Raw genomic sequence first — 25,357 nt, forward strand, 5'->3', positions numbered from 1 at the left:
ACGCCCGGCGCCGCCCGGCGCCCCGCCGCCGTCCGCTGCCCCGTGGCCGGCGCCCGCGCACGGTCCGTACCCCCACCGTGCTCCAGATGGAGGCGGTGGAGTGCGGCGCGGCGGCCCTCGCCATGGTCCTCGGCCACTACGGGAAGTACGTGCCGCTGGAGGAGCTGCGCATCGCCTGCGGTGTCTCCCGGGACGGCTCGCGCGCGAGCAACCTGCTGAAGGCGGCGCGCAGTCACGGTCTGACGGCCAGGGGCATGCAGATGGACCTGGCGGCGCTCGCCGAGGTCGCGGCCCCGGCCGTGCTGTTCTGGGAGTTCAACCACTACGTCGTCTACGACGGGATGAGCCGCCGCCTCGGCCGTACCGGCGTGTACGTCAACGACCCGGCGAAGGGCCGCCGGTTCGTGCCCATGGAGGAGTTCGACTCCGCCTTCACCGGCATCGTCCTCGTCTTCGAGCCGGGCCCCGGCTTCCGGCGCGGCGGCCGTAAGCCGGGCCTCCTCGGCGCGCTGCCCGCGCGGCTGCGCGGCACCTCGGGCACCACGGCCGCGGCCGTGCTCTCCAGCGTGCTGCTCGTGGCGGTCGGCGCGTGGGTGCCGGCGCTGAGCCGTACGTACATCGACACGTTCCTGATCGGCGGCCAGTCGTCGCTGCTCGGCGTGCTGCTCGCGGCGATGACCACCGCGCTGGTGCTCACCGCCGCCCTCACCGCCCTGCAACAGGCCAATCTGCTGCGCGGCCGGATTGTCTCCTCGACGCTCGGCAGCGCCCGCTTCCTGCGCCATCTGCTGCGGCTTCCCGTCGCCTTCTACGCCCAGCGCGGCCCGGCCGACCTGGTGCAGCGGCTGCGCTCCAACGACTCGGTCGCCGAGACCCTGGCCCGCGACCTGTCGGCGGCGGGCGTGGACGCGGTCGTCGTGCTGCTCTACGCGGTGCTGCTGTGGACGTACGACCCCCAGCTCACCGTCGTCGGCGTCGGCGTCGCCCTGCTGAACGTGGTGGCGCTGCGGATCGCGGTGCGCGTCCGGGCCACCGGAACCCGCAAGCTGCGCGCCGAGAGCGCCCGGCTCACCAACACCTCGTACGGCGGTCTCCAGCTCATCGAGACGATCAAGGCCACGGGCGGCGAGGACGGCTTCTTCCGCCGCTGGTCCGGTCAGCACGCGGTCACCCTGGACGTGCAGCAGCGGCTCGGCGTGCCGAGCGCGTGGCTGGCGATCGTCGCGCCCACGCTCGCCGCGCTCAACAGCGCGCTGATCCTGATGATCGGCGGACTGCGGGCGGTCGAGGGGCATCTGACGGTCGGTCTGCTCGTCGCCTTCCAGGCCCTGGTGACCGGCTTCACCGCGCCGATCGCCCGGCTCGGCGGCGTCGCCGGCCGGATCCAGGACTTCGCCGCCGACGTGGCCCGGCTCAAGGACGTCGAGAACTTCCCCGTCGACCCGGTCCACACCCGGCCCGAGCCCGCCGACGGCAGCCGACGGCTCGCCGGCCACGTCGAGCTCGACCGCGTCACCTTCGGCTACAGCCCGCTGGACGCGCCGCTGCTCACCGACTTCTCGCTCACCGTCGGCCCCGGGCAGCAGGTCGCGCTCGTCGGCGGCTCCGGCAGCGGCAAGTCCACCGTCTCCCGGCTGATCGCGGGCCTGTACGCCCCCTGGGAGGGCACGGTCCGGATCGACGGGCGGCGGCTGGAGGACATCCCGCGCGGCACGCTCGCCGCGTCCGTCGCCTTCGTCGACCAGGACGTCTTCCTCTTCGAGGGCAGCGTCCGCGACAACGTGGCGCTGTGGGACCCGTCCGTGCCCGACGAGGCCGTGGTCGCCGCGCTAGCGGACGCCGGAGTCCTCGACGACGTGTCCCGGCGGCCCGGCGGCATCCACAGCCGGGTCGAGCAGGACGGCCGCAACTTCTCCGGCGGGCAGCGCCAGCGCCTCGAACTCGCCCGGGCGCTCGTCCGCGACCCCGCCGTGCTCGTCCTCGACGAGGTGACCAGCGCCCTCGACGCGGACACCGAGCGCGTCGTCATCGACAACCTGCGCCGCCGCGGCTGCGCCTGCGTGGTCATCGCCCACCGGCTCAGCACCGTGCGCGACAGCGACGAGATCCTGGTCCTCGACCGGGGCACGGTGGTGGAACGCGGGCGGCACGAACAGCTGGTGGCCGCGGGCGGCCCGTACGCCGAACTGGTCAAGGAGCACTGACATGACCTCGCTCCCGTACGCCTCCGACACCGCGCCCGCCTCCGGTACCGCGCCCGTCACCGGCGACCCGGTCGTCGCCGCGCTCGGCGCCCTCGGCGCGCCCGTCGACTGCACCGGACTGCGCAGCCTGTCCCTGGAGGGCCCGTCCGTCCTGTGGCTGGTGGAGCACGGTGCGCTCGACCTGTTCGCCGTGGACGCGGCGCACGCGGGCGCCTGGCACTTCCTCGGCCGGGCGGGCGCGGGCGCGCTGCTCCTCGGCCCGGCCGAAGGCCCGTACCACACGCTGGTGGGCCGGCCGACCCGCGAGTGCATGCTGCGCCGTATCGAGCTGCGCGAGCTGTACCGGCAGCCGTACGAGGCGTCGTACGAGGCGCAGTACGGGGCTCAGTACGAGGCCGACGCCCAGGCCGCGGGCCCGCTGGAGGCGGCCTTCGCGCTGGGCGTCGGACGGGGACTGCGCGTCCTGTACGAGGCTCCGCTCGGCGGCGCCACGGCCGGCGGCGGTGCGCCGCAGGCCGCCGACGACGACATCGTGTGGATGCACGTCGCCCCCGGCGCCGTCGGCTACGGCCCCGCGTACGACCTGCTCGTCGACGCGGCGCTGTGGCAGGGCATGGTCGAGCAGCAGTACCGGCTCCTGTACGCCCTCGACGACTGGATCGAGGAACGCGAGCGGGCCCAGGAGGACCGTACGGCGGCCGGTCTCGCGGCGGGCCGGGCGGCCGGCAGCGAGGCGGACGAGGCGCTGCTCGCCGCCATCGGCCGCCCCGGCGGCGGACGGGCCCGGCGCGGCGCCGGCACGGACGCGACGCTCGCCGTGTGCCGGCTCGTCGCCGCAGACGCGCGGATCGTCCTCGCCGAGACGGCGGAGTCGGTCGAGGCCGCCGGGACCGACACCGGCCGGGACGAGCCCGATCCGGTCGAACGGATCGCGCTCGCCTTCCGGGTGCGCACCCGTGAGGTGGGTCTGCGCGGCCGCTGGTGGCGGGAGAACTGCGGCCCCCTGGTGGGCCGGCGGGAGCACGACGGCGCGCCGGTGGCGCTGCTGTGGCGGCGCGGCGGCTATGTGGCGGTCGCCCCGGGCGGCGGGCACCGGGAGCGCGTCGACGAGGACAGCGAGGGTGCCTACGAGCGGCAGGCCGTGATGTTCTACCGGCCGCTGCCGGAGGGCCCGATCGGGCTGCCGAGGCTGCTGCGCTTCAGCACCCGCGGCACCCGCCAGGAACTGCGGGCGCTGCTCCTCGGCGGCCTCGTCTCGATGGTCCTCGGTGCGGCCGTGCCGGCGGCCACCGGGCGGGTCCTCGGCGAGTACGTGCCGGCCGCCGAGAACGACCTGATCGTGCAGACCGCGGTGGCGCTCGTCGCCGCGGCCGTCGTCGCCGCCGCGTTCGGCCTGCTGCAGAGCGTCGCCCTGCTGCGCCTGGAGGGACGCATCGAGGCCACCCTGCAACCCGCCGTCTGGGACCGGCTGCTCCGCCTTCCCGCGACCTTCTTCACCGGCCGCTCCACCGGCGAACTCGCCAACGCGGCCCTCGGCATCGGCGCCGTCCGCCGCATGCTCGCCGGCGTCGCCCCGGTCTGTCTCCAGGCCGCCACCGTCGGGACGATGAACGTCGTCGTGCTGCTCGTCCTCAGCCCGTCCCTCGCCGTCGTGGCGCTCGCCCTGCTGATCGTCGTCGGCGCGGTCTTCCTCGGCTTCGGGCTGTGGCAGCTGCGCTACCAGCGCCGGCTCGTCGAGCTGAACAGCAGGCTCGACAACCAGGCCTTCCAGACCCTGCGCGGCCTGCCCAAGCTGCGGGTCGCCGCGGCCGAGAGCTTCGCCTACGCCGCCTGGGCGCGGGAGTTCGCCCGCACCCGGGTGCTCCAGCAGCGCGCCGGCCGGATCCAGAACACGCTCACCGTGCTCGGCGCGGTCTGTCTGCCGCTGTGCACCCTGGTGATGTTCGCGCTCCTCGCGGGGCCGGCCCGCGGAGTCATGTCCGCCGCCGAGTTCCTCACCTTCTCCACCGCGCTCACCATGCTGCTGTCCGCCGTCACCCAGGTGACCGGCGCGCTGCTCTCGGTCGCCGCCGTCCTGCCCGTCTTCGAGCAGGTCGCGCCGATCCTGCGGGCCGCCCCCGAGGTCCGCGGCGGCGCCGCCCGCCCCGGCCGGCTCAGCGGCGCCGTCGAGGCCCGGCAGCTGTCGTACCGCTACAGCGACGAGGGTCCGCTCGTCCTCGACGGCGTCGACGTACGGGTCGGGGCCGGAGAGTTCGTCGCGATCGTCGGCGCCAGCGGCTGCGGCAAGTCCACGCTGCTGCGACTGCTCATCGGCTTCGACCGCCCCACCGAGGGCAGCGTCCTGTACGACGGCCAGGACCTGGCCGCCCTCGACCGGGCCGCCGTGCGCCGCCAGTGCGGCGTGGTGCTCCAGCACGCCCGTCCGCTCAGCGGCTCGATCCTCGACTGCCTCCGCGGCACCGAGGCGTTCTCCCTGGAGGACGCGTGGGCCGCCCTCGCCATGGCGGGCCTCGCCGAGGACGTCCAGGCCATGCCGATGGGCCTGCACACCATGCTCTCCGACGGCGGCGGCACGCTCTCCGGGGGCCAGCGGCAACGTCTGATGATCGCCCAGGCCCTCATCCGCAGGCCGCGGATCCTGTTCCTGGACGAGGCGACCAGCGCGCTGGACAACGAGGCGCAGCGCGTCGTCATCGAGTCGACGCGGGCGCTGCGCGCGACCCGGATCGTGATCGCCCACCGGCTGTCCACGGTGATGGGCGCGGACCGGGTGATCGCGATGGCGGACGGCCGGGTCGTGCAGCAGGGCACGCCGGCCGAACTGCTCGCGGACCCGGAGGGCCTGTTCCACGAGCTGGTGCGGCGGCAGTTGCGGTGAGACACCCCGAGGGCGCCGGGTCTGCCCCGGCGCCCTCGGGGTCTGTCGCGTCCCGCGTCAGCAGCCGCTGGTCAGCCAGCGGCAGGCGGTGATCAGCGCGGCGGCGTGCTCCTCACCGCGGGCGTCCTCGGTGCGGACCTCCTCGGGCAGCACCTGCAGGGCGTCGATGTCGTGCTCCATCATGGCAAACTCCTTCACGGTCGTATGTCGTGCGGGATGGATGCCGGACCCCGGACGGGGCCGGGCTCCGCCGGCCGTCGGCCGGCGGAAACTCGGTGGGCCGTCTCGGTCAGCCCTCGGGAAGCCAGGCGCGGGGGCCGCCGCAGCGCAGCCGGAGCAGCGTCGAGAGGCTGCCGGCCAGGCCGGTCGCGTACTCCGCGAGCACCGTCCTGCGGTTCTCGTCCGGCACGAGCAGCCGCCCGTCGCGCAGCACCGCGTGCGCGGCCAGATGGTCGACGAGCAGCTCGGCACCCGCCCGGTGACCCTCGTCGCCGGTCAGCTCGGCGCCCGCACGACGGCCCTGGGCTCCGCTCAGCTCGGCGCCCGTACGACGGCCCTCGTCGTCCGACAGCTCGGCGCCCGTACGACGGCCCTCGGCGCCCGACAGCTCGGCGCGCATACGACGGCCCTCGGCGCCCGTCAGCTCGGCATCCCCACGACGGCCCTGGGCGCCCGTCAGCTCGGCGACGTCGAGCAGGAACTCGGCGTTGCCCGACAGCCCGTGGCAGGTCGCGGGCGAGTCGGTCGCCCGGCCGGCGAGGACCGCGCGGGCGGCGCCCTCCACCAGCTCGCGCAGCGCCGGATCGGTGCCCCCGCCGGCCCGCCAGAGCCGCACCAGGAACGTGCCGACCCCGGACGAGCCACTGCACCAGTGCCGCGCGAGCTCCGGCGAGTCCGACAGGTGCCGGGCCCGGTCCACGGGCCACAACGTCCCGGCGGCGCCGCTCCGAGCCGCCGCCGCGAGCGTGGCGCCCGCCTCGGTGGCGGCCGTACGGAAGGCGTCCTCGCCGGTGGCCTCGGCGGCGTACAGCAGGAACGTGCCCACGCCCGCCACGCCGTGCGCGAAGCCGTAGTGCCAGGCCCCGGCGAGCGCCGAGTCGAAGTCCTCCGGCACCGGCCAGAACAGCCCCTCGGGAGTGTGCCGCCCCGCCTTGAGCAGCCCCGCGGCGGCCTCACCGACCCGGTCGAGGAACCTCCGGTCCCCGGTCGCCCGCCAGAACCGCACCTGCGTGAGGCCGGAGCCCGCCGCGCCGTGGCACACGTCGGGGTTCGGCCAGCGCACGGGCAGCGCGAGCGCCGACTCGGCGGCCCGGTCGGCCAGTTCGGCGTCGTCGAGCGCCTCAGCCGCATCGAGCAGCGCCCAGGCCGTACCCGCCCGCCCGAAGTGCAGCCCCGGGAGGTTGCCGGGAACGTCCTGCTGCCGGTCCACGGTCCACCGCGCCGCGGTCCGCAGGCCCTCCCGCAGCGGCTCCGCGTCGACCCCGAGCTCGTCGGCATGCCGCAGGGCGCGGGCCAGCACGGCGACCGGGCCGGCCGAGCCGTGCTGCAGCGCCACGGGGTCGCAGGTCTCGCCGAACGAGTCGGAGGACCAGAGCCGTTCGGGGTCGTCGGGCCGCATGGTGGCGAGGAGATGAGCGATGCCGTCATGGAGGAGGCGGTCGCGGAGGTCGGCGGGGTCGGGACGGAGCGCCGTGTCGTCGGGCACGCGGGGTGCGGTACGGAAGACCGGGCCGGAGGGCGGGCGGCGCGTGGTGGGGGACGGCGAGCCCGGGGCCGTACGGGACGCGGGTCCGGCTGCCGTACCGGGTCCCGCTCCGGCGGGCCGGCCGGGCGCCGAGCCCGGAGCCGTACGGAGCGCCGATCCGGCAGGCGCGGCCGACGCGGCGGCAGGCGACGCCGCAGGCGCATCCAGGTCCGCACCGGACGCCGAGTCCGAGGGCGTATGGGGCGCCGCTCCGGCGGGCCGGCCGGGCGCCGAGCCCGGAGCCGTGCGTGGTTCCGGACGGGCGGTCGGCCCGGCGGGCACGGTCGGCGCTGCGGCGCGCCACGGTTCCGGCGTCGCCTCGCGCTCCTCCAGCCCCCTCACGAAGTCCCGCGCCGTCTCCAGGTCCCAGCGCTCCTCCGCCTCGTCCCGCATCAGCCCCCTCACCAGCGGCGCGAACCGTCGCACCAGCGGCAGGTCGCGCGCCAGCAGCTCCACGAGGGCCGCCAGGCGTTCCTCGTCCGGTCGCGCCTCGGCCGCCGGGAGATCCGGCGCGAACAGGGGATCGGCGCCGCTCAGGGCGTGGAGGATCGTGGCGCCGAGCGCGTAGAGGTCGGCGGACGGCGGGAGCGCGGGGGCGACCTGGTCGAGGTCGCGGAGTTCGGGGGCGGTGTAGCCGGGGGTGGCGCCCAGGATCCAGCGTTCGCCTTCCGGCGCGGCCATCTCCAGGTCGATGAGGAGGAGCCGGCCGTCGGGGGTGACCATGACGTTGTTGGGGCCGAAGTCGTGGAGGGTGACGCCGAGTCCGTGCGCGGTGGCCACGAGCTCGATGAGCTGCCGGACCAGTGAGGCGGCGGTGCGCCCGTCGGGGCAGGCGGCGCCCTCCTGAGCGAGGCGGTCGGCGACGGCGCGGCGCAGGGTGGTGCCGGGGACGGAGCCGGTGGCGAGGAAGACGCTGCCCTGCTGTTCGAAGACCTCGACGAGGGGCGGGACGAGGTCCGGGGCGGCGGCGCCGAGGCGCCCGAGGAGGGCGGCCTCGCGGCGCAGCAGGTCGCGTACGTCGAGTCCTTCGAGGCCGGCGCCGACGTGCGGGCGGGCCTGTTTGACGACGACGGGCGCGCCGGTGCGGGTGTCCTCGGCGCGGTAGACGCCGCCCTTGTTGGAGTGCTGGATGGCGCCGCGGACGACGTAACGGCCGGCGAGCAGGACGGGCTTGGCGGTGCCGGTGCTGCGGGCGGGCGCGGGCGCGCGGTCGGGGAAGGGGTCGCCGGCCCAGGCGGGCGGCGAGTACCAGGCGTTGCGCTGGTCGGCGACGGGACGGCCGTCGGGGTCGGTGAGGCGGGCGGCGAAGCCGCCGTCGGAGGTGAGCTCGCGGACGCCGGCGAACACCCCGTACCGGTAGGAGACCTGGCTGTCGGGCCGGTAGCGCCGGTCGGAGAGGACGGCGGGCCCGGGGAGGCCGACGGTGACCCGGTGCAGTTCCCCGGCGAGCTGCCGGAAGCGGTCGTCGTCGGCCGGGTAGACGGTGAGGAACTTGCCGCCTCCGCCGCGCGCCGAGCGCCCGGACACGAGCGCGGCGACCCGGGCGGGGCTGCCGGCGAACTTGAAGGCGGTGCCGTGGTCGATGAGCACCTCGGCGCAGCGGGCGAGGACGAGCGGGGCGGAGAGCGGGGTCGCGGAGACGTGGAGCTTCCAGCCCTGCGGGCGGCGGACCGCCCCGGCGGGGACGACGTGACACCAGAACTCGCCCTGGTCGACGCTCCATTCGCCCGGTCCTTCGCCCGCGCCCGCGCCGGCGGCAGCGCGGCGCGCGAGGGCGGCGCGGACGAGGTCGGGGAGGAGGGCGAGGTCGGCGGAGCGCTCGGCGCGGGCGCGACGCGGGTACGACACGGGACTACAGCTCCGGCCGCGTGTAGTGGTCGCCCCAGCTGGTGTCGAGAGGGTCGGCGCCGACCGTCCGCGTCGTGTCCGTCATGGCGTCGCCCCGGGGCCCGGCAGCGAACCCGGCGGCGAGGCCGACGCCGACGACGAGGGCGGCGACGGCGAGGAGACGGCGGACGGCTGCGGACATGGGCGGACTCCAGGGTTCGGGAGACGTGGGGCAGCGGGGCGGGCACCCGCGTTCGGCGGGTTCGCTCCGAATGACCGGCGAAGGACCGGTGCGACGGGTTTCGGCCCGTCGGACAACCTCAGTTCACCGTGGCGAGTCCGCTTGGTCCAGGGCCGCGACCTGGCAATACCCTGCATGGCACGGAAGTAGCAGGGCCGCGAAGCGGGGGGAATCCGCAGATATGACGCACATAGGGACCGATATCGATGAAATCCCGCGACTGGACGCGCATGCCGTCGCGGTCTTCGAGTACGTACTGGCCCGGGGCAGCCTGATCCGCCGGCCGTCCGACGTGGTGCCGGTGGCCGGCCTGAGCCAGGAGGAGGTGGAGGCCGCGTCCCGCCGACTGCTGCGACTGCGACTGCTGCGCCCCGCGCCGGGCCGGCCCGAGGAGCTGATCCCGGTGAGCCCGGACGCCGCCGCGGCGGAGGTGATCGGCCCGCTGGAGGCACAGCTGGCGCGGGCCGCGACGCGCGCCCAGTCCGTACGCGACGAACTGCACTCGCTGATGCCGCAGTACCGGGCCGCGCGGAAGGCCCAGGGCCGCCGGCAGGGCTTCGACGTGCTGCCCGACATGGCCTCGGCGTCGGCGATGCTGACGGAGGAGGCGGAGCGCTGCCGCGAGGAGGTGTTCAGCATCCAGCCGGGCGGCGGGCGAGCCCCGGACCGGCTCGGCACGGCGCTCGAACGGGACCTGGCGATGCTGCGCCGCGGAGTGCGGATGCGGACGCTGTACCAGCACCCGGCGCGCTCCAGCCTGTCCACGCAGGGGTACGTGGAACGGCTCACCGAGGCGGGCGCCGAATACCGCACGGCAGCCGAACTGCCCGACCGGGCCGTGGTGTTCGACCGCTCCGTGGCCTTCCTGCCGCGCCGCGTCGACGGCGGTACGGGCGAGGGCGCCGTCATCGTCCGCGACCCGGACGTCGTGGCGTACCTGTGCCGGGTCTTCGACCAGGCGTGGTCGGGCGCGGTCCCCTTCCACGGCGCCAGCGAGGCCGCCTACAAGGACGTCGGCCCGAGCCTGCGCCGCGCCCTGGCGGGCCTGCTCGCCGAGGGCGCCAAGGACGAGGTGATCGCCCGCCGCATGGGCATGTCGCTGCGCACCTGCCGCCGCCACATCGCGGAGCTCCTGGAAGAACTGGGCGCGGAGAGCCGCTTCCAGGGCGGAGCGCTGGCCGAGCGCGCGGGCCTGACGGCACCGGCGGCGGCGCGGGCGTCCGCGGAGGGGATCGCCCCGAGTGCCGCGCGGCCGCCCGCGCGGGCGGCTGCCCCTGCGGCAGTACGGACGTCCACCACAGCGGCCGCCCTGGCAGGCGCGCAGGCGTCTGTCCGACCGGCCGCGCGAGGGTCCGCCCTGTAGCTGTCCCGGCGGCCGTACGGGCGCCCGCGCCCGGGCGGCTGCCCCGGCGGCCCCGAGGACCGGGCGAGGCCGCCGTCGTCTCGGGGGTGAGCCGGGCCGCCACGTATCGCCGCCCGGTGAGAGGATCGCTCGCATGCCGCTTCCCCAGCCCGACGATCTGACCTCCCTCGTCCTGCGCACCGACTTCGCGGACGACGCCCGCTGGGACGCGCTGCGCTCGGCGCTCGGCGCACTGGACGAGCACCCGCACGCGACCTGCGTGAGCGAGACGCGGTTCGCGGGGGCGGGTCCCGGGGAGCTGGACTTCTTCGAGTTCGCGGACGCCGCGGACGCGTCGGGGACCTTCCGCGGGTTCGACGGGCTCGACGGGCTCGACGGGGAGTAGACGCCGTCCGGAGCCAGTGAGACTCAGTGCACTCCGCGCGGGCGGAACTGGACGCTGATGCGGGGGCCGACCGCGCGGGTGGTCTTGGGGACGGCGTGTTCCCAGGTGCGCTGGCAGGAGCCGCCCATGACGAGGAGGTCGCCGTGGCCGGAGGGGACGCGGAGGGCGACGGGGCCGCCGCCGCGCGGGCGGAAGGCGAGGTCGCGGGGGTCGCCGAGGGCGATGATGGCGACCATGGTGTCCTCGGTGGCGGAGCGGCCGGTGCGGTCGCCGTGCCAGGCGACGCTGTCGCGTCCGTCGCGGTAGAGGCACAGGCCGGCGGTGGCGAAGGGCTCGCCGAGCTCGCGGGCGTAGTGGGCGCCGAGCGCGTCGCGGGCCGCTGTCAGGGCGGGGTGCGGGAGCGGGGCGCCCTCGCGGTAGTTCGCGAGGAGGCGGGGGACGGCGACCACGCTGTCGTACATCCGGCGCTCCTCGGCGTACCACGGCACGCTTCCCGCGAGCTCCTCGAAGAGCGCGTCGGCCCCGCGCAGCCAGCCGGGCAGGTGGTCGACCCAGGCTCCGTCGCCGAGCCGGATGCGCCGGATGCCGTCGAGGGGGCCGGGGCCGATGTCGGTGCCCTGGTCGAAGAGGGAGCCCTGGAGCCCGGGGATGTCGCCTCGTACCGCTGTCATGGTGACAGCGTACCCCTGATCGAACATCCGAGCGATTTACGACGACGAGACGAGGTGCCGGTAGCACTGCGGGTTGGCGGCGAGGAAGTCCGCGAAGGCCTGCGGCGGGTGCCCGGTCAGCGCGCGGACGTCGTCGGACACGTCGTCCATCTCGCCGACGGCCACGGCCTCGTACGAGGTCACCCAGCCCTCGACCTCCCAGTCCGGCGCGTGGTAGACGGCCCGGGAGCCGTACGCCTGGTCCCTGGTCTCCGGCTCGTAGACGACCTCGCGGCCGCTGGCCACGCTCAGCGCGGCGGCGATCTCGGCGAAGCTCAGCGCCTCGGGCCCGGTCATGTCGTACGTGGCACCGTCGTGTCCGTCGCCGAGGAGCACCGCCGCCGCCGAGTCGGCGACGTCGTCGTGGGTGACGGCGCCGACGCGGCCGTCCCCGGCGGGGCCGCGGAGGACGCCCTGGGGGGAGGTCATGGCGGCGAGGTCGGACTGGTAGGTGCTGTCGCGGAGGAAGGTGAAGGGCACGCCGGTGGAGCGGATGTGCTGCTCGGTGTGCCAGTGGTCGCGGGCGTAGGTGAAGGTCGCGTGGGGTGCGGCGTTGAGGTACGAGAGGTAGACGATCCGCCGCACCCCGGCGGCGAGGGCCGCGTCCACGGCCGTGGCGTGGGTCCGGACCCGGCCGGGCCCCTCGTGTGCGGAGACCAGGAAGAGGGTGTGCGCGCCGTCGAGCGCGGAGCGCATCGCGGCGGCGTCGTCGTAGGACGCCGTCCGGGTGTCGTCGGTCGGCAGCCGGCCCAGTTTCTCCTGGTCACGGCCGAGCGCCCGGACGGCCGCGCCCGCCTCCGCGAGCTGCCGCACCACCCGGCGCCCGATCCGCCCGGTGGCCCCGGTGACCGCGATGAGCTCCGTCATGTCCCGCCTGCCCTTCCGCCGCGTCCGTCCCGCGTCCCCACCATTCGACCCCGGGCGCGGGCGGCGCGCACCCGCTCCTACGACCGGACGGCGGCGGGCGCCAGGGTGTACGTACGGGTGGCCGTGTAGAAGTCCAGGGCGGCGCGGCCCTGTTCGCGGGGGCCGAAACTGGACGCCTTGGCACCGCCGAAGGGCAGGTGGAAGTCGACGCCGGTGGTGGGGGCGTTGATGCGGATCATGCCGGTGTCGATGCGGTCGAGGGCGCCGAGCGCGGCGGACAGGTCGGCGGTGTGGACCGAGGTGACGAGGCCGTAGCGGGCCGCGTTGGTGATCCGTACGGCGTGGTCGAGGTCGCGGGCGGCGAGCAGCGCGGCGACCGGGCCGAAGACCTCCTCACGGAGCAGCCGGTGGCCCGGGCCGGCCTTCTCGACGAGGGTGGGCGCCGCGTACCAGCCCGGCCGGTCCGGCAGCGTGCCGCCGGCGAGGACGGACAGGCCCTGCCAGGCGGCGGCCGTCTCGTCGCGGGCGGCCTCGGTGATGAGCGGTCCGCAGACGGTGGCCGGGTCGGCCGGGTCGCCGACGGGGAGCGCGCGCAGCGCCTCGGCGAGGGCCTCGCGCAGCGGGTCGAGGGCGGTGCCGACGGCGATGACGCGGCTGGTGGCGGTGCACTTCTGGCCGGCGTATCCGGCGACGGAGGCCGCGATGTGCGCGGCGGCCTGGGCGATGTCGGCGTCGGGCAGCACGACGGCCGCGTTGAGGCCGCCCATCTCGGCCTGGACGGGGATGCCGCGGGCGGTGGCGGAGCGCACGACGGCGCGCCCGACCTGGGACGAGCCGGTGAAGGAGACGACGTCGGCGGCGGAGACGAGCGCGCCGCCCTCGACGGCGCCGCCGGGCACGACGGTGAACACCCCCTCGGGCAGGGCCTGTCGGACGAGTTCGGCGAGCCGCAGGGCGCAGGCGGTGGCCTCGGGTGCGGGCTTCAGGACGACGGCGTTTCCGGCGGCTAGCGCGGGCGCGGCCTTCCAACTGGGGATGGCGAAGGGGAAGTTCCAGGGCGTGATGAGCCCGGCGACGCCGTGCGGTCGGCGCCGGGTGAGCAGCAGCCCGGGGCCTGCTGCGGTGTCGTGGACGGCGCCGGTGGGCTCGAACGGGGCCTGCGCGTAGTAGCGCCAGATGGCGACGGTCCGAGCCACCTCGGCGCGGGCCTCGGCGAGCGGCTTGCCGACCTCCCGTACGGCGAGCGCGGCGAGTTCGTCCCCGGCGGCCTCCACGGCGGCGGCCACCGCGCCGAGCGCGGCGGAGCGGGCGGCGGCCCCGCCGTCCGCCCAGCCGGGCTGGGCGGCGCGGGCCCGTTCGACGGAGTCGGCGACGGCGAAGGCGCCGGGCGAGGGCAGGTCGAGGAGGACGTCGGTGGGGTCGGCGGGGTTGCGCGAGATGACGGTCATGGCCGCACCCTAGCGCAGTAAAATTTCACAGTGCCATGTCACACGTCATAAGACTCTAGTTGGTCGCCGGGCGCAGGCGGTCGATCGGATGCGTCTCCACGTACGTCGCGAGTCCGTCGTCCTTGAACGCCTGCCACAGCGCCGTGCAGCGCGGCCGGTCGAGGTAGACCACCGACTGCCCCTTCTCCGTGCCGGTCCCCCTCACCGGCGCGTTCATGAACGTCATGTCGCCGGCCCGCACCTCCCGCATGTTCCAGATCAGTTCGCGCATCTCGCCGTCGCCGAAGCGCTCGTCGACGGAGACGGTCTCGGTGAAGATGTCGAGGGTCTTCTTCAGCTGGAGCGGGTCCTTGAGGGAGGCGGAGCTCATCACCTTCTCCAGGACCGTGCGCAGATAGTTCTGCTGGCGGTGGGTGCGGTCGAAGTCGCCGTTGGGCAGGTCCTTGCGCTCGCCGACGTACGCCAGCGCCTCGGCGCCGTTCATGTGCCGGCGCTCGCCGTCGGCCAGCAGGATGTCGACGCCGCCGACCGCGTCCGTGAGCTTGCGGAAGCCGTTCCAGTCGATGACGGCGAAGTGGTCCACGCGCACGTCGGTGAGGCGCTGCACCGTGTCGATCAGCAGCGGCGGACCGCCCCAGGAGAAGGCCGCGTTGAGCTTGGCCCGGCCGCGGCCGGGGATGTCGGTCCAGGAGTCGCGCGGCAGGGAGACGACGTACGCGGCGGAGTGGTCGTCCGGGATGTGCACCAGCATCATCGCGTCGCTGCGCTGGTCACCGTACTTCCACAGCTTCCCCTTGGCGTCGCTGCCGGTCGTGGGGACCTCGGAGCGCGAGTCGAGACCCATGAGCAGGAAGTTCTGGCCGCCCTTGGAGGCCGCGGGGACGGGTGCGTTCGTCGGGAACGTCCGCGGGATCCGCTGCACCCGGCCGGTGTAGTGCTCGTACGCCCAGTAGCCGGCGCCCGCGGTGAGCAGCACCGCGCCGACGAGCAGGCTGAGGGCGGTCAGGAGGACGGTCCGCGCCCTGGGACGCCGCCGTCGCCGTGCCGTCGCGCCTCTGACGCCTTCCGCGGCCGTCTTCTCGTCCTGTTCGCCCATCGCTTACGGCTTCCCCTCCGCTGCCCCGCCCCCACGCGCCCGGACTCACCCCGCCGAGCGCGCACTTCAGGCCACCAGGATGCCGAAAGGCGGCGCGGCGCGGGGCGAGTCGGGGAAGCGGAGGGACGAGGTCCGGAGCGGGTGTCAGCCGGTGACGGTGATCTGCTGCGCCGGGTCGGTCGTGTCGGTGATCTGGTACGTGGCGCTGAACGTCGCCGACTGGTTGCCCGTCGGGCAGAGGAAGCCGCCGGTGACGGTGGCCGGGACCGGCGCGTTGGCGATCGCCAGGCTGGACGGGGCTCCGTTGGTCCAGCCGCCGTTGACCGCGGTGGGGCCGGTCGGCGAGGCGGTGATGGTGCAGGCGGCGAAGCCGCTGGTCTTCAGTACGACACCGCCCTTGGGGATGGTGATCGCGCCACTGGCGGGGGCGCCGTTCTGGGCGGAGAGCGACCAGGCCCCGTTGGTGGCGTTGGTGGTGACGGTGACGCTGACGCCCGTGATGCTGGTGGTGCAGCTGCTGAAGGTGGGCGGGTTGATGGGCACGGAGACCGGCCCGGCGTCGTTGTGGTTGGCGGGGGCGGCCGGGACCAGGTTGTTGGCGCCGGTCGTCGGCACGGAGGCGGAGACCGCGCAGGTCATCGTGGTGGAACCGGCGACGAAGGTGGCCTTGCCGGTGAGCTTGGCCGCGAAGGAGTGACCGGCCGGGAGCAGTGTGGTGGACCCGGCCTGGAGTCCGGCGCTGGATCCGGCGAAGGCGAGGACGGCGGCCGCGGCGAGGCCGGTCGCGGAGACGAGCAGCTTGGACATGGGGATCTCCTCGGTTCTGAGCGGAGTGTGGGGTGCGAGGAGGTGCGGATGCGTGTGATGTGGGGGGTGCACGCGAAGCGACTTGAGAGTAGAACCGGCCAGTAGGGGTGTCCAGGCAGGTTTTCCGCCACTGCTGACAGCATGTCAAAAACGTTGCCCGGCACCCGACTTGACGAGGAGGGCGAGGCCCTCCCGGGCGTACTGCCGCCCCCGGAGCGGAGCCTCGTTCCGGGGGCGGCGGGGAGCGGCGATGTCGGCGCACGACGCTCGCGAAACCGGATCCAAGGGCCCCCACGGCCCTCGTTCGGAACGACCCGGCGGATCCGATCCTGCCGTGCCCCGAGCCCGATTCCATGGTCATCCGGCTCTCTCCCACACGATCCAGCGACGCCGGCGCTCCCGCTTGACGCCCGATGCGGAATCCTTCTCCGCTTCCTCCACGGCATCTTCACGACTTCCGTCGCGGCTTACGCCGCGGCTCCGTCACCCCTTTCGCCACGGCTTGCGTCACGCCTTCGGTCACGCCTTCCGTCGGCTCCCGGCGCGACCGCCCCGCCGGCCCGGCGACGGTCCGGCGACGGCCCGGCGAAGGATCCGGCCGTGACCCCGCGCGTTCCGGTCGCATCCGGACATCAGCGGGGCTCCGTACAGGTGGGGGCCGGTACGGCGGGGATACTGGAAGGCCCCACAGGAACAGATCAACAAGGAGGGCCGGGTGGAGTTCCGCCTGCTCGGAACGGTGTCCATCGCGGCCGAGGCGGGTGAGCTGCCGCTCGGCCCCGCCAAGCGGCGCAGCGTGCTCGCGGCACTGCTGCTGCGCGCGAACGCCGTCGTCCCCGTCGACCGCCTCATCGACGCGGTCTGGGACGAGGAGCCCCCCGCGCGGGCCCGCACCGTCGTCCAGGGCCATGTCTCACGGCTGCGGGCGCTCTTCGAGCAGGGCGGCGCGGAGGACTACGGGGTCGAGCTGGCCACCCACACCCAGGCGTACGAGCTCCGCATGCCCGAGCAGCTCCTCGACACCCACCGCTTCGACGAGCTGGTCCAGCTGGCGGGCCACCAGAAGCACCCGGCGGACGCGGTCCTGATGCTCCGCGAGGCCCTGGCGCTGTGGCGCGGGCCCGCGCTCACCGGCACCGCCGCGAGCGAACAGCTGCTCGTCGCGGCGCAGGCCCTGGAGGAGACCCGGCTCGACACCGTCGAACAGCTCGCGGCGGCGTACGGGCGCCTCGGCGAACACGTCAAGGCCGCCGCCCTGCTGCGCGCCGAGTCCGCCGCCAACCCGCTGCGCGAGTCCCTGGCGGCCGCGCTGATCCTCTCGCTCTACCGCGCCGGCCACCAGTCGGACGCCCTCGACTGCTACCACCGCACCCGCACCCTGCTCGCCGAGGAGCTGGGCGTCGACCCGGGCCCCGCGCTGCGCGCCGCGTACGAGGCGGTGCTGCGCGGCCTGCCGCACAGCACCCCTGTCGGCGGCGGTGGTCCGGCCGGCATGGAGTCGGGCGGCCTGGGGCCCGGCGGGCCCGCGCCCACCGGGCCCGGGACGCGCGGTTCCGGTCCGCTGGGTCCGCTCGGCTCGGGCCCGCTCGGCTCGGGCCACCCCGGCCACCCCGGCCACCCCGGCCACCTCGGCCACCTCGGCCACCTCGCTCACCCCGGCCACCCCGGCCAGGTGGAGCCTTCCGGCCATGCCGCCGACCACGGGGCCGTGGCCGGTTTCGGGTCTGCGTCCGGTTCCGGCGCGGGGTCCGGGTCCGGGTCCGGGTCCGGGTCCGCCGGCCACCCGTCGGCCGCCCCCGCCCACGGCCACGGACACGGCCACGGACACGGGGACGGACACGGGGACGGACACGACTCGGGCGCGGACGCGTCCGCGCCGGGTCTGCCGGTGGACGGCCTCGCCCGGCCCGCCCCGGCCGCCCTGACCCTCCCCGCGCCCGACCTCCTCCCCCGTACGCCCCGCGGCTTCCTCGGCCGCGAGCGGGAACTGGCGGCGCTCGACACGGCCGTCGACGCGGCCCGGGTCGCCCTCGTCACCGGTCCCGCCGGAGTCGGCAAGACCGCGTTCGCGCTGCACTGGGCGCATCTGCGGGCCGACCGCTACCCGGACGGCGTGCTCTACGCCGATCTGCGCGGCTTCGGCCCCGCCGACGGGGACGGGGTGGACGCGGCCGACGTGCTGCGCGAGTTCCTGGCCGCGCTCGGGGTGCCGCCGCGGCAGCTGCCGGAGTCGGCGACGGCCGCCGAGGCGCTCTACCGGACGCTGACCGAGGAGCGCGCGCTGCTCGTGGTCCTCGACAACGTGCGCGCGGCCGAGCGCGCCAGGCCGCTGCTGCCGGCCGGTCCGCGCTGCGCCGCCGTCGTCACCTCGCGACTGCGGCTGGGCGGCCTCGTGGTGAGCGAACTGGCGCGGCCGGTGCCGCTCGGAGTCCTCGGCCTCGACGAGTCGGCGGCGCTGCTCGCCGCCGCGGTCGGCGGGGAACGGATCGAGGCCGAACCGGACGCGGCCCGGCGGCTCGCCGAGCTGTGCGACGGCCTGCCGCTCGCCCTCCGCGTCACCGCCGCCCAGCTGGCCGCCCGCCCGCACTGGCGGCTCACCGACCTCGCCGCCGAACTCGCCGACGAGCAGCGCCGGCTGGCCCTGCTCTCGGTGGACGACTCGGCGGGCGCCGACGGGCAGGGCGTGGCGGCCGCCCTGCGGGTCACGGTGCAGGGGCTGCCGGAGGAGGCGGCACGGCTGTTCGGCCGGATCGGGGCCGTACCGGGTCCTGACCTGGACCGGCACGCGGCCGCCGCGCTGCTCGACCGGACACCGGCCGTCGCCGCCGAGGCCCTGGACCGGCTGTGCGACGCGCACCTGCTCACCGAGTACGCGCCGGGCCGGCACACGCTGCACGATCTCGTACGGCTCTACGCCCGCAGCCTCGACGCCGACGCGGACGCACTGCCGCGACTGCTCGACCACTACACGCTCACCGCCATGGCCGCCACGCGCGCCGCCGAACCCGACGACCAGCCCTGCTGCACCGTGCCGGACGGCGCCCGGCTGTCCGGCACCACCGTGCACTTCGCCGGCCGGGACGCGGCCCTGCTGTGGTACGCGGCCGAGCGGGACAACCTCGCCGCCGCCGTCACCGCGGCGCGCGCGGCCGGGCTGCACGACCGGGCCTGGCGCCTCGCGATCCTCCAGTGGCCGTACATCCTGTGGAACAGCCACGACGGCTGGGCCCCGGTCCTCGAGGACGGCGTCGACTCGGCCGCCGTGCTCGACGACCCGGACGCCGAGTCCCGGGCCCGGGCGCTGCTCGGCTGGGTGCTCACCCAGGAGAACCGGCTGCCCGAGGCCCTGGTGCACCTGCGCCTCGCCCCCGAGCTCGCGGCCCGCGCGGGCGAACGCTCCAGCGAGGCCACCGCGCTGGTCAACCTGGCCGTCGCGCTCGACCACGACGGGGTCGGCGAGGAGTCCCTCGCGCACACCGCCCGCGCGGCCGAACTCGTCCGGGACAGCGGTGACGTGATGACCGAGCTGCTCGCCCTGGAACACCGCTCCCGCCAGCTCCTCGCCGCCGGCGACCCGGCCGGCGCGCTCGCCTGCGCAGGGCGGGGGCTGGCCCTGGACGGCGACACCGTCAACGGCCTCGTGGGCGTGCGGCAGAGCATGCTCAGGGCCACGGCCGGTGCGGCCCTGCTGGAGCTGGGCCGCGTCGAGGAGGCCGAGACGACGCTGGTGCGGGCGCGCGAACTGGCGCTGTCGCACGGCTACCAGGAGAGCGTGCGCCGGGTGGACGCGCAGTTGGAGCGGATTCGCGGGCGCTGTTGAGCATGGCCGCCCGCGCCGTGGGCGGTTCCGTGGGAAACGTTCCGGTCCCCGCGTTCGGGACTGCACGACTGACGGGGCGGTCTCGTCACCTGAGACTCATCTGAGCCTCACCTGAGACGTGAACGCCCTTGCTCCGCGCCGCACATCACGCTTCACCTCCCGGACGCGGGGCCCTGCACGTCCCCCACTCCCCCCGGTGGTCGCCAGTCGGCGGCCTCCCGAGCCCGGTCTTCAGGGCCGCGCACAGCCAGCCGTGCACCGCCCCCACCGTGGGGCCGGACCGCTCGCCGGCCACCTCGCCCGCCAGCTGCCAGTAGCGGCCGATCAGCGGATCGGCGCCGCTGATCATCAGGCCGGCGAGCCGTCGCCGGAAGGCCCGGGTGTCGCGGGCGCCGAGCGCGCCCGCGTACGCGGCGACGAAGCCGTCGAGCGCCGCGCCCGGGGCCGGCGGGCCGCCGGCCGCCATCTCCCGGGTCCCGAGCTCGTACGCCTCGGCGAGCCCTTCGTACAGGACGGTCGGCCGGTGCGGGAGGTCCGCCAGGTGCACCGCGGGCGCGGGGGCCTGGGCGACCAGTTCCTGGAGCCGCGCGAGGGCCAGCACCTGCGCGGGGGCCGGGGCCTCCGGCAGCGGCGGCACGGCCGCGTCCACGACGGCCGCCGCCAGCCTCGCCGGGAACCGTACGGGAAGGGTGCGGCGCCAGAAGCGGGCCAGCGCCGTCGTGTCGGGCGGCGCGGACACGGCCGCGAGCAGCCGCAGCCGCTCGGCGCGCTCCCGCGCGGTGCAGTCCTGGAGCAGTCGCAGTGAGGCCTCCCGCCAGCGCAACGCGGCGATCCGGCCGCCCACTTCGTCGAGTTGCCCCGCGACCACGTCCTCCAGCGCGTCCTCCTCGTCGAGCACCCGCCCCACGGCCGCCACCGGCAGGTCGAGGCCCCGCAGCGTCCGGATGACCCGCAGCCGCTCCAGCGCCGCCTGCCCGTACCGCCGGTGCCCGCCGCCGCTCCGCCCGGCCTCGGGCAGCAGCCCGCGGTCGGAGTAGAAGCGCACGGTCTTGACGGTGACCCCCGCCCGCTCGGCGAGTTCCCCGATGCTCCAGGTCTCGCTGTCGTCGTCGGCGTGCATGTGACGCAACGCTACCCGCAGGCCGGACGCCGGGTCCTCTTGAACCTCCCCCTGCGGGAGTTCCTACCGTTCCGGCGGCCGCCGCGGCGCGGCCGAAGCGATCGGTGTGGAGTGAGGAGAGCGTCATGACCGCTTTCGTGTTGGTGTCCGGGCCGTTCACCGGAGGGTGGGTGTGGCAGGAGGTCGTCGGGCGGTTGCGGGCCGCCGGGTGCGAGGCGTACGGGGTGGCGCTCGCCGGGATGGACGGCGGCGGGGGTCAGGAGGTGGACCTGGAGGCGCACATCGGGGACGTGGTGCGGGTGGTCGACCGGGTGGGGGCGGGTGAGGAGGTGGTGCTCGTCGGGCACGACTACGGGATCCATCCGGTGCTCGGTGCCGCCGACCGGCGCTCGGGGCGCGTCGCGCGGGTGGTGTACCTGGACGCCGGGATGCCGGGCGACGGGGACACGGCGCTCGCGGCCGTGCCGGATGCCGCCGCCGTCGAGGGGGCCGGGGCGGACGGGTTCGTGCCGGCGCCGCGCGGGGACGGGTGGCGGCGGTGGGGCAGTACGGCGGGCCTGGGCGAGGCGGATCTGGAGCGGCTCGACCGGCTGGCGGTGCCGCAGCCGGTGCGGACGCTGACGCAGCCGCTGCGGCTGACGGGAAACCCGTTCGACCGGCCGACGACGGGCGTGCTGTGCACCGCGAACGGCTCCGGGATCGGCATGGTCGAGCTGTTGGTGGCGACGGGCCCGACGCGGTACCGGGTGCTCGCCGACCCGCGCGTGGGCTTCTTCGAGCTGGACACCGGCCACTGGCCGATGCTGTCCGCGCCCGGCCCGCTCGCCGACGTCCTGCTGCGCGCGGCGAAGGGCGAGGGCCGGCGGCTGTCCGTGCCGGAGCACGGCGGGGAGTTCCTGCTCGACGTGGCGGAGCGGCCGCGCGAGCGGCGGGGCCGGGTCGACCTGCACCTCCCGGAGGCGGACGGGCCGCGGCCCGCGGTGCTGTTCGTGCACGGCGGGCCGGTCCCGTCCGACCGGCGGCCGACCCCGCGCGACACCCCGACGTTCCTCGGGTACGGGCGGTTCGCCGCCGCGTCGGGCGTGGTCGGCGCCACCCTGGACCACCGGCTGCACGACCTGACGGACTTTCCGCGGGCGGCGGAGGACGTGGCCGGGGCGGTGGAGCTGCTGCGGGCGGACCCGCGGGTCGACGGGGACCGGATCGCGCTGTGGTTCTTCTCGGGCGGCGGGCTGCTGTCGGCGCGGTGGCTCGCCGAGCCGCCGTCCTGGCTGCGCTGCGTGGCGCTCACGTATCCGGTGCTCGCGCCGCCGCCGGAGTGGCGGGTGGTGGACCGGCGGTTCCGGCCGGCGGAGGTCGTGGGCGCGTCGAGCCCGCCGGTGGTGCTGACCCGGGTGGGCCTGGAGCACGCGGCGTTCGCGGCGACGGTCGAGGAGTTCGTCGCCGCCGCCGGTGAGGCGGGTGCGGAGCTGGACGTCGTCGACGTACCGCTCGCCCGGCACGGCTTCGAGACCCTGGACCACACGGCCGAGACGCGGGAGGCGGTGGAACGGGCGATGCGCGCGGTCGTCGCCCGCCTGGACGCCTGACGCCTGCACGGCGAAGGGGCGGCCCCGTCGGCCCTCGGCTCCGGGGCCGCCCCCCTTGCTCAGGGCGTCATGTCAGCGCACGCCGTTCGTCAGTTGACGAACACCACCGGGCTGCCCGCCTGGCTGGTGTCCTGCACCGGGCCGTACTTCGCGGTGAAGTAGCCGCTGCCCGGGCAGGTGCTCGGGCCGCTGTACTTGGTGAAGAGCTGGTCCGTGAAGCTCAGCGAGTTGTCGGTGTTGGACGGGGTGGCCGTGAGGCTGCCGGCCCGGTAGACGCAGGTCGTGAGGCCCAGGATCGTGTTGATCTTGAGGGTGGTCTGGATCGGGCCCGTGGCGCCCGCCGTGACGGTGAGCGAACCGCCGGACGTGACCGAGGCGTTGAACGGCAGGTTGTTGACGGTGATGCTCTGCACGCCGGTCGCGCCCGTGATGTTGGTGGTGCAGGTGCTGAGCGTGTGGGCGGTGACCGTCTCGGTGGCGGTGCCGGGCGCGGCGGGGTTGGTGTTCGCCGTGGCCGTGAAGGCCGAGGCGGAACAGGTGATGCCGGTGCTGCCGCCGGCGGTGGTGGCGATCTTCGCCTTGGTCCCGGAGACCAGGGAGGCGGAGAGGACGTCACCGGAGGCGACCGCGGTGCCGCCCGCGGTGCCGGTGGTGAGGACCTCGCCGGCGGAGGCGGTCGCGGAGGCGGAGGCGGTCACCGCGAGCACGGCGGCGACGGCGGCGCCGAAGGCCGCGGAGAGAGCACGCTTGTCCATGGGGGTTCCTTTCGCACGTGGCGGAGGGTGGCAGAACTCGATGGCGTGCAGGGGTGCGTGGGTGCGTGCGCACGTGGGGTCACGCGGGCACGCGAGGAGGTACGAGGAGGCGCGCCGCGCTGGGGATCACGCACCGGGGACGAGGCACGGCCGCGGATGCGGGCAGGGGCGTACGAGGGAGCACGCCGTGCGTGCGTACGTGAACGGTGACGTGGTGACGCGGCGGCGCCACTGGGGCGACGGCCACCGCCGGGACGATCCGGCGCCACGGATCGTCGTCGGCAGCGGTGTCGCGATACGGGGTGGAGCGTAATACTCGGTGTGCGGGGCGCGGCGGCGGCGCATCCCGTCCCACGGGGGTGCGGCTCCACCGGGTCCGCCCGGAGCACCGAGAGGAAAACCCACGAGGGTTGTAATCCCGCCGAGTCCGTGACGTCAACAACCGCAGAGGGATGTGGCCGATGACGAGCGCTCGCGGCACCGAGGAGGAACTCGTCCTGCCGGGGGCCCGCACGGGCCGCGAGCCGGAGCGCTCGCTGCGCCCCGGCCCGCGCCGGCTGACGCCCGAGGAGGTGGCCTCGCGGCAGCGCGAGCGGCTGCTCGACGGCGTGGCCCGCACGGTCGCGGCCAACGGCTACGCGGGTGCGCGGATCAGTGACATCTGCCGGGCCGCCGGAGTGACCCGCCCGGTGTTCTACGAGCTGTTCACCGGCAAGGAGGACGCGGTGCTCGCCGCCTTCCGGGGCGGCACGCGGACGGTGGTGCGGGCCATGCAGCGGGCGTACGACGGCACCGGCGGCGCGGCGGACTGGCCCACCGCGGTGCGGGCCGGGCTGCGGGCGCTGCTCACGCTCCTCGCCGAGACGCCGGTCTTCGCGGCGATGGCGGTGGAGATCGAGTGCCTGGGGCCGACGGGGCGCCGCGCCAGGGCCGAATTTCTGGCCGGTTTTCGCCCGTTCTTCGCGGACGCGCCGCCGGGCCCGCCGGGAGTGGCGCGCGACGAGCTGGTGGACACGGTGGTGGGCGCGGTGTACGCGGCGGTGCACCGGGCGGTGGACGAGGGCCGGTTCGCGGCCGCCGGCGACGGTCCCGGCACCGGCCCCGATCCGCTCCTGGACGTGCTCGTGCACGTGGTCGTGGCGCCGTTCGCAGTTCGCGTGTGAAGCGCTTTCCCGTTTGCGACTGATCGTCAACAAGCTTTTGTTACTGGGTAGTTGACGCGGTTTCTCACTGCGCGTACGGTCCGAATCGGTTCCCTGCGGCACGGCCGCCTCCGCACGAGTCCGGGAAGACCCAGGTGGATGGGGGAACCGTCCGCGCCAGGACACGCCGCGTTCTGTTTCCTCATCGATGTCAGGAGCAACGCATGGCCCTGTCCGAAGGAACCACCGGACCCGACTCCCCCGACAGACGGGGCGGGGTCCGCTACCGCCGCGCCGCCCTCATGGGCGTCCCCGCGTTCCTCGCCGCGAGCACGCTCGTGGTGCTCACCGCCCAGGGCGCGCTCGCCGCCCAGTTCGCCATCTCCGGCATGCCCTTCGTCGTCTCGGCGGACTCCCTGGAAGGCAAGGGTTTCGGGCAGTTCGGCGCGATGGACAACATGGCCGAGGGCAGCCCCAACGCGGGCGACACCGGCGGCCAGGTGCTGACCATCGTGACCGCGATCCGCGAGGCGAAGCTCACCAACCTGTGCCAGAGCGTGGAGCTCGGCGGCACTTACCTGCACATCACCGCCGGCGACAAGGGCACGCCGGTCCAGGCGTCCGGCCTGACCACCGACTCGACCGACATCACCGGCAAGCTGGCGGACTTCGACAACATCGAGATCGGCGGGGACGCCAGCACCTTCGAGAAGCCGCCGGTCAAGGGTCCGCTGGGCTCGTTCGGCCAGCAGGCGGACACGGTGAGGCTGCGCGATCTGCGGCAGGTCAACTACGCCACCACGGCCGTCCGCTTCACCCTGCCCGACCTGCACATGAACTTCAGCTCGGAGGGCTGCTGACCATGGCGGCGGGCACGGACGAGGCCGTCGCGGACGCCCCGGGAGCGCCGGAGGGCGCGCCCTCCGACGGCCGCCGGCATCCCTGGCGCGCGTTCCGGCGCTGGCGGCACCGGCGCCCCTTCGGGGCGGGCCTCGCCCTGGCGTTCGGCGGCGCGGAGATCCTGCTCACCCAGCGGGCGAGCGTCTCGGTGATCCTCGCCGCCGGCGCCGACAGCCTGGCCGGCTACGTCCTGCCGATCATGATGCTGGTCTGCGGGCTGCTCATCGTGTTCAACCCCCGTCAGCGCCTGTTCTATTCGGTGATCGGCGTGCTGGCCTCGCTCGCCAGCTGGGTGACGTCGAACCTGGGCGGGTTCTTCGTCGGGATGCTGCTCGGCCTGGTCGGCAGCTCGCTGGCCTTCGGCTGGCTGCCCGACCGGCCGCGGCGCCGCCGCCGGCTGCGCCGCGGCGCCCGTACGGAGCCGAAGCCGGCGACCGAGTAGACCGGGAAGAGACCGCGTG

At 75.3% G+C, this 25,357-nt stretch carries 20 protein-coding genes; 10 read left to right on the plus strand and 10 right to left on the minus strand.

All coding sequences use genetic code 11. The features are described from left to right. The first annotated feature begins 35 nt into the window (after positions 1 to 35). Both ACWEJX_RS20290 and ACWEJX_RS20295 read left to right on the plus strand, forming a co-directional pair. The gene (locus ACWEJX_RS20290) at positions 36 to 2,204 is read left to right on the plus strand and encodes an NHLP family bacteriocin export ABC transporter peptidase/permease/ATPase subunit (RefSeq protein ID WP_451608832.1); all 2,169 of its coding nucleotides are present in this window, start codon (positions 36 to 38) and stop codon (positions 2,202 to 2,204) included. Between the two features lies 1 nt (position 2,205). Then, the gene (locus ACWEJX_RS20295) at positions 2,206 to 5,082 is read left to right on the plus strand and encodes an NHLP bacteriocin export ABC transporter permease/ATPase subunit (RefSeq protein ID WP_451608815.1); all 2,877 of its coding nucleotides are present in this window, start codon (positions 2,206 to 2,208) and stop codon (positions 5,080 to 5,082) included. Between the two features lie 57 nt (positions 5,083 to 5,139). On the opposite strand, the gene ACWEJX_RS20300 is transcribed toward ACWEJX_RS20295, so the two are convergent. From ACWEJX_RS20300 to ACWEJX_RS20310, 3 genes are all read right to left on the minus strand, one after another. Then, the gene (locus ACWEJX_RS20300; protein ID WP_403790560.1) at positions 5,140 to 5,265 is read right to left on the minus strand and encodes an ALQxL family class IV lanthipeptide; all 126 of its coding nucleotides are present in this window, start codon (positions 5,263 to 5,265) and stop codon (positions 5,140 to 5,142) included. Positions 5,266 to 5,371: 106 nt separating this feature from the next. Continuing rightward, a complete protein-coding gene (locus ACWEJX_RS20305; protein ID WP_451608816.1) occupies positions 5,372 to 8,674 on the minus strand; it encodes a class III lanthionine synthetase LanKC N-terminal domain-containing protein in 3,303 nt (1,100 codons plus the stop codon). Positions 8,675 to 8,678: 4 nt separating this feature from the next. Next, positions 8,679 to 8,855, minus strand: a complete 177-nt coding sequence (locus ACWEJX_RS20310) for a hypothetical protein (RefSeq protein ID WP_403790556.1) — start codon at positions 8,853 to 8,855, stop codon at positions 8,679 to 8,681. A gap of 220 nt (positions 8,856 to 9,075) precedes the next feature. Between ACWEJX_RS20310 and ACWEJX_RS20315 the strand changes: the two genes are divergently transcribed. Together ACWEJX_RS20315 and ACWEJX_RS20320 are read left to right on the plus strand one after the other, a co-directional pair. Next, positions 9,076 to 10,257 (plus strand): DUF6879 family protein, encoded by a 1,182-nt coding sequence (locus ACWEJX_RS20315; protein WP_451608817.1) that lies wholly within the window; start codon positions 9,076 to 9,078, stop codon positions 10,255 to 10,257. A 133-nt stretch (positions 10,258 to 10,390) separates the two neighbouring features. After that, the gene (locus ACWEJX_RS20320; RefSeq protein WP_451608818.1) at positions 10,391 to 10,642 is read left to right on the plus strand and encodes a DUF6924 domain-containing protein; all 252 of its coding nucleotides are present in this window, start codon (positions 10,391 to 10,393) and stop codon (positions 10,640 to 10,642) included. A gap of 23 nt (positions 10,643 to 10,665) precedes the next feature. Here the strand turns inward: ACWEJX_RS20320 and ACWEJX_RS20325 are convergent, their stop codons facing one another. From ACWEJX_RS20325 to ACWEJX_RS20345, 5 genes are all read right to left on the minus strand, one after another. After that, the gene (locus ACWEJX_RS20325) at positions 10,666 to 11,313 is read right to left on the minus strand and encodes an alpha-ketoglutarate-dependent dioxygenase AlkB (RefSeq protein ID WP_451608819.1); all 648 of its coding nucleotides are present in this window, start codon (positions 11,311 to 11,313) and stop codon (positions 10,666 to 10,668) included. A 36-nt stretch (positions 11,314 to 11,349) separates the two neighbouring features. Next, positions 11,350 to 12,219 carry an SDR family oxidoreductase gene (locus tag ACWEJX_RS20330; RefSeq protein WP_451608820.1) on the minus strand — a complete coding sequence of 290 codons (870 nt, stop codon included), beginning with the start codon at positions 12,217 to 12,219 and terminating at the stop codon, positions 11,350 to 11,352. Positions 12,220 to 12,296: 77 nt separating this feature from the next. Continuing rightward, positions 12,297 to 13,667 (minus strand): aldehyde dehydrogenase family protein, encoded by a 1,371-nt coding sequence (locus ACWEJX_RS20335; RefSeq protein WP_451608821.1) that lies wholly within the window; start codon positions 13,665 to 13,667, stop codon positions 12,297 to 12,299. A gap of 55 nt (positions 13,668 to 13,722) precedes the next feature. Further along, the gene (locus tag ACWEJX_RS20340; protein ID WP_451608822.1) at positions 13,723 to 14,763 is read right to left on the minus strand and encodes an LCP family protein; all 1,041 of its coding nucleotides are present in this window, start codon (positions 14,761 to 14,763) and stop codon (positions 13,723 to 13,725) included. A gap of 144 nt (positions 14,764 to 14,907) precedes the next feature. After that, entirely contained in the window at positions 14,908 to 15,570 is a 663-nt protein-coding gene (locus ACWEJX_RS20345) for a hypothetical protein (RefSeq protein WP_451608823.1), read from the minus strand. A 715-nt stretch (positions 15,571 to 16,285) separates the two neighbouring features. On the opposite strand from ACWEJX_RS20345, the gene ACWEJX_RS20350 reads away from it, so the two are divergent. Further along, entirely contained in the window at positions 16,286 to 19,390 is a 3,105-nt protein-coding gene (locus tag ACWEJX_RS20350; RefSeq protein WP_451608824.1) for an AfsR/SARP family transcriptional regulator, read from the plus strand. Positions 19,391 to 19,535: 145 nt separating this feature from the next. On the opposite strand, the gene ACWEJX_RS20355 is transcribed toward ACWEJX_RS20350, so the two are convergent. Continuing rightward, positions 19,536 to 20,510, minus strand: coding sequence for a MerR family transcriptional regulator (locus ACWEJX_RS20355; protein WP_451608825.1), 975 nt, complete (start codon positions 20,508 to 20,510; stop codon positions 19,536 to 19,538). 125 nt (positions 20,511 to 20,635) lie between these two features. Between ACWEJX_RS20355 and ACWEJX_RS20360 the strand changes: the two genes are divergently transcribed. Continuing rightward, positions 20,636 to 22,099 (plus strand): alpha/beta hydrolase family protein, encoded by a 1,464-nt coding sequence (locus ACWEJX_RS20360; protein ID WP_451608826.1) that lies wholly within the window; start codon positions 20,636 to 20,638, stop codon positions 22,097 to 22,099. Between the two features lie 89 nt (positions 22,100 to 22,188). On the opposite strand, the gene ACWEJX_RS20365 is transcribed toward ACWEJX_RS20360, so the two are convergent. Continuing rightward, complete coding sequence (locus tag ACWEJX_RS20365) at positions 22,189 to 22,854, minus strand: Tat pathway signal sequence domain protein (RefSeq protein ID WP_451608827.1); 666 nt, start codon at positions 22,852 to 22,854, stop codon at positions 22,189 to 22,191. Between the two features lie 187 nt (positions 22,855 to 23,041). On the opposite strand from ACWEJX_RS20365, the gene ACWEJX_RS20370 reads away from it, so the two are divergent. From ACWEJX_RS20370 to ACWEJX_RS20385, 4 genes are all read left to right on the plus strand, one after another. Then, entirely contained in the window at positions 23,042 to 23,167 is a 126-nt protein-coding gene (locus ACWEJX_RS20370; RefSeq protein ID WP_403790535.1) for a hypothetical protein, read from the plus strand. A gap of 148 nt (positions 23,168 to 23,315) precedes the next feature. Beyond that, positions 23,316 to 24,017, plus strand: coding sequence for a TetR/AcrR family transcriptional regulator (locus tag ACWEJX_RS20375; protein WP_451608828.1), 702 nt, complete (start codon positions 23,316 to 23,318; stop codon positions 24,015 to 24,017). Between the two features lie 203 nt (positions 24,018 to 24,220). Beyond that, the gene (locus ACWEJX_RS20380) at positions 24,221 to 24,856 is read left to right on the plus strand and encodes a DUF6230 family protein (protein WP_451608829.1); all 636 of its coding nucleotides are present in this window, start codon (positions 24,221 to 24,223) and stop codon (positions 24,854 to 24,856) included. A gap of 2 nt (positions 24,857 to 24,858) precedes the next feature. Continuing rightward, positions 24,859 to 25,338, plus strand: a complete 480-nt coding sequence (locus ACWEJX_RS20385) for a DUF6114 domain-containing protein (protein ID WP_451608830.1) — start codon at positions 24,859 to 24,861, stop codon at positions 25,336 to 25,338. Positions 25,339 to 25,357 lie beyond the last annotated feature (19 nt).

This window comes from Streptomyces sp. NPDC004788, assembly GCF_053601115.1.

Bases quoted from the DNA above. Each gene is read 5' to 3' on its own strand.
- ACWEJX_RS20295 (WP_451608815.1), top strand. From the start codon at position 2,206: ATGACCTCGCTCCCGTACGCCTCCGACACCGCGCCCGCCTCCGGTACC.
- ACWEJX_RS20300 (WP_403790560.1), bottom strand. From the start codon at position 5,265: ATGATGGAGCACGACATCGACGCCCTGCAGGTGCTGCCCGAGGAGGTC.
- ACWEJX_RS20310 (WP_403790556.1), bottom strand. From the start codon at position 8,855: ATGTCCGCAGCCGTCCGCCGTCTCCTCGCCGTCGCCGCCCTCGTCGTC.
- ACWEJX_RS20315 (WP_451608817.1), top strand. From the start codon at position 9,076: ATGACGCACATAGGGACCGATATCGATGAAATCCCGCGACTGGACGCG.
- ACWEJX_RS20320 (WP_451608818.1), top strand. From the start codon at position 10,391: ATGCCGCTTCCCCAGCCCGACGATCTGACCTCCCTCGTCCTGCGCACC.
- ACWEJX_RS20325 (WP_451608819.1), bottom strand. From the start codon at position 11,313: ATGACAGCGGTACGAGGCGACATCCCCGGGCTCCAGGGCTCCCTCTTC.
- ACWEJX_RS20330 (WP_451608820.1), bottom strand. From the start codon at position 12,219: ATGACGGAGCTCATCGCGGTCACCGGGGCCACCGGGCGGATCGGGCGC.
- ACWEJX_RS20335 (WP_451608821.1), bottom strand. From the start codon at position 13,667: ATGACCGTCATCTCGCGCAACCCCGCCGACCCCACCGACGTCCTCCTC.
- ACWEJX_RS20340 (WP_451608822.1), bottom strand. From the start codon at position 14,763: ATGGGCGAACAGGACGAGAAGACGGCCGCGGAAGGCGTCAGAGGCGCG.
- ACWEJX_RS20345 (WP_451608823.1), bottom strand. From the start codon at position 15,570: ATGTCCAAGCTGCTCGTCTCCGCGACCGGCCTCGCCGCGGCCGCCGTC.
- ACWEJX_RS20355 (WP_451608825.1), bottom strand. From the start codon at position 20,510: ATGCACGCCGACGACGACAGCGAGACCTGGAGCATCGGGGAACTCGCC.
- ACWEJX_RS20360 (WP_451608826.1), top strand. From the start codon at position 20,636: ATGACCGCTTTCGTGTTGGTGTCCGGGCCGTTCACCGGAGGGTGGGTG.
- ACWEJX_RS20365 (WP_451608827.1), bottom strand. From the start codon at position 22,854: ATGGACAAGCGTGCTCTCTCCGCGGCCTTCGGCGCCGCCGTCGCCGCC.
- ACWEJX_RS20375 (WP_451608828.1), top strand. From the start codon at position 23,316: ATGACGAGCGCTCGCGGCACCGAGGAGGAACTCGTCCTGCCGGGGGCC.
- ACWEJX_RS20380 (WP_451608829.1), top strand. From the start codon at position 24,221: ATGGCCCTGTCCGAAGGAACCACCGGACCCGACTCCCCCGACAGACGG.
- ACWEJX_RS20385 (WP_451608830.1), top strand. From the start codon at position 24,859: ATGGCGGCGGGCACGGACGAGGCCGTCGCGGACGCCCCGGGAGCGCCG.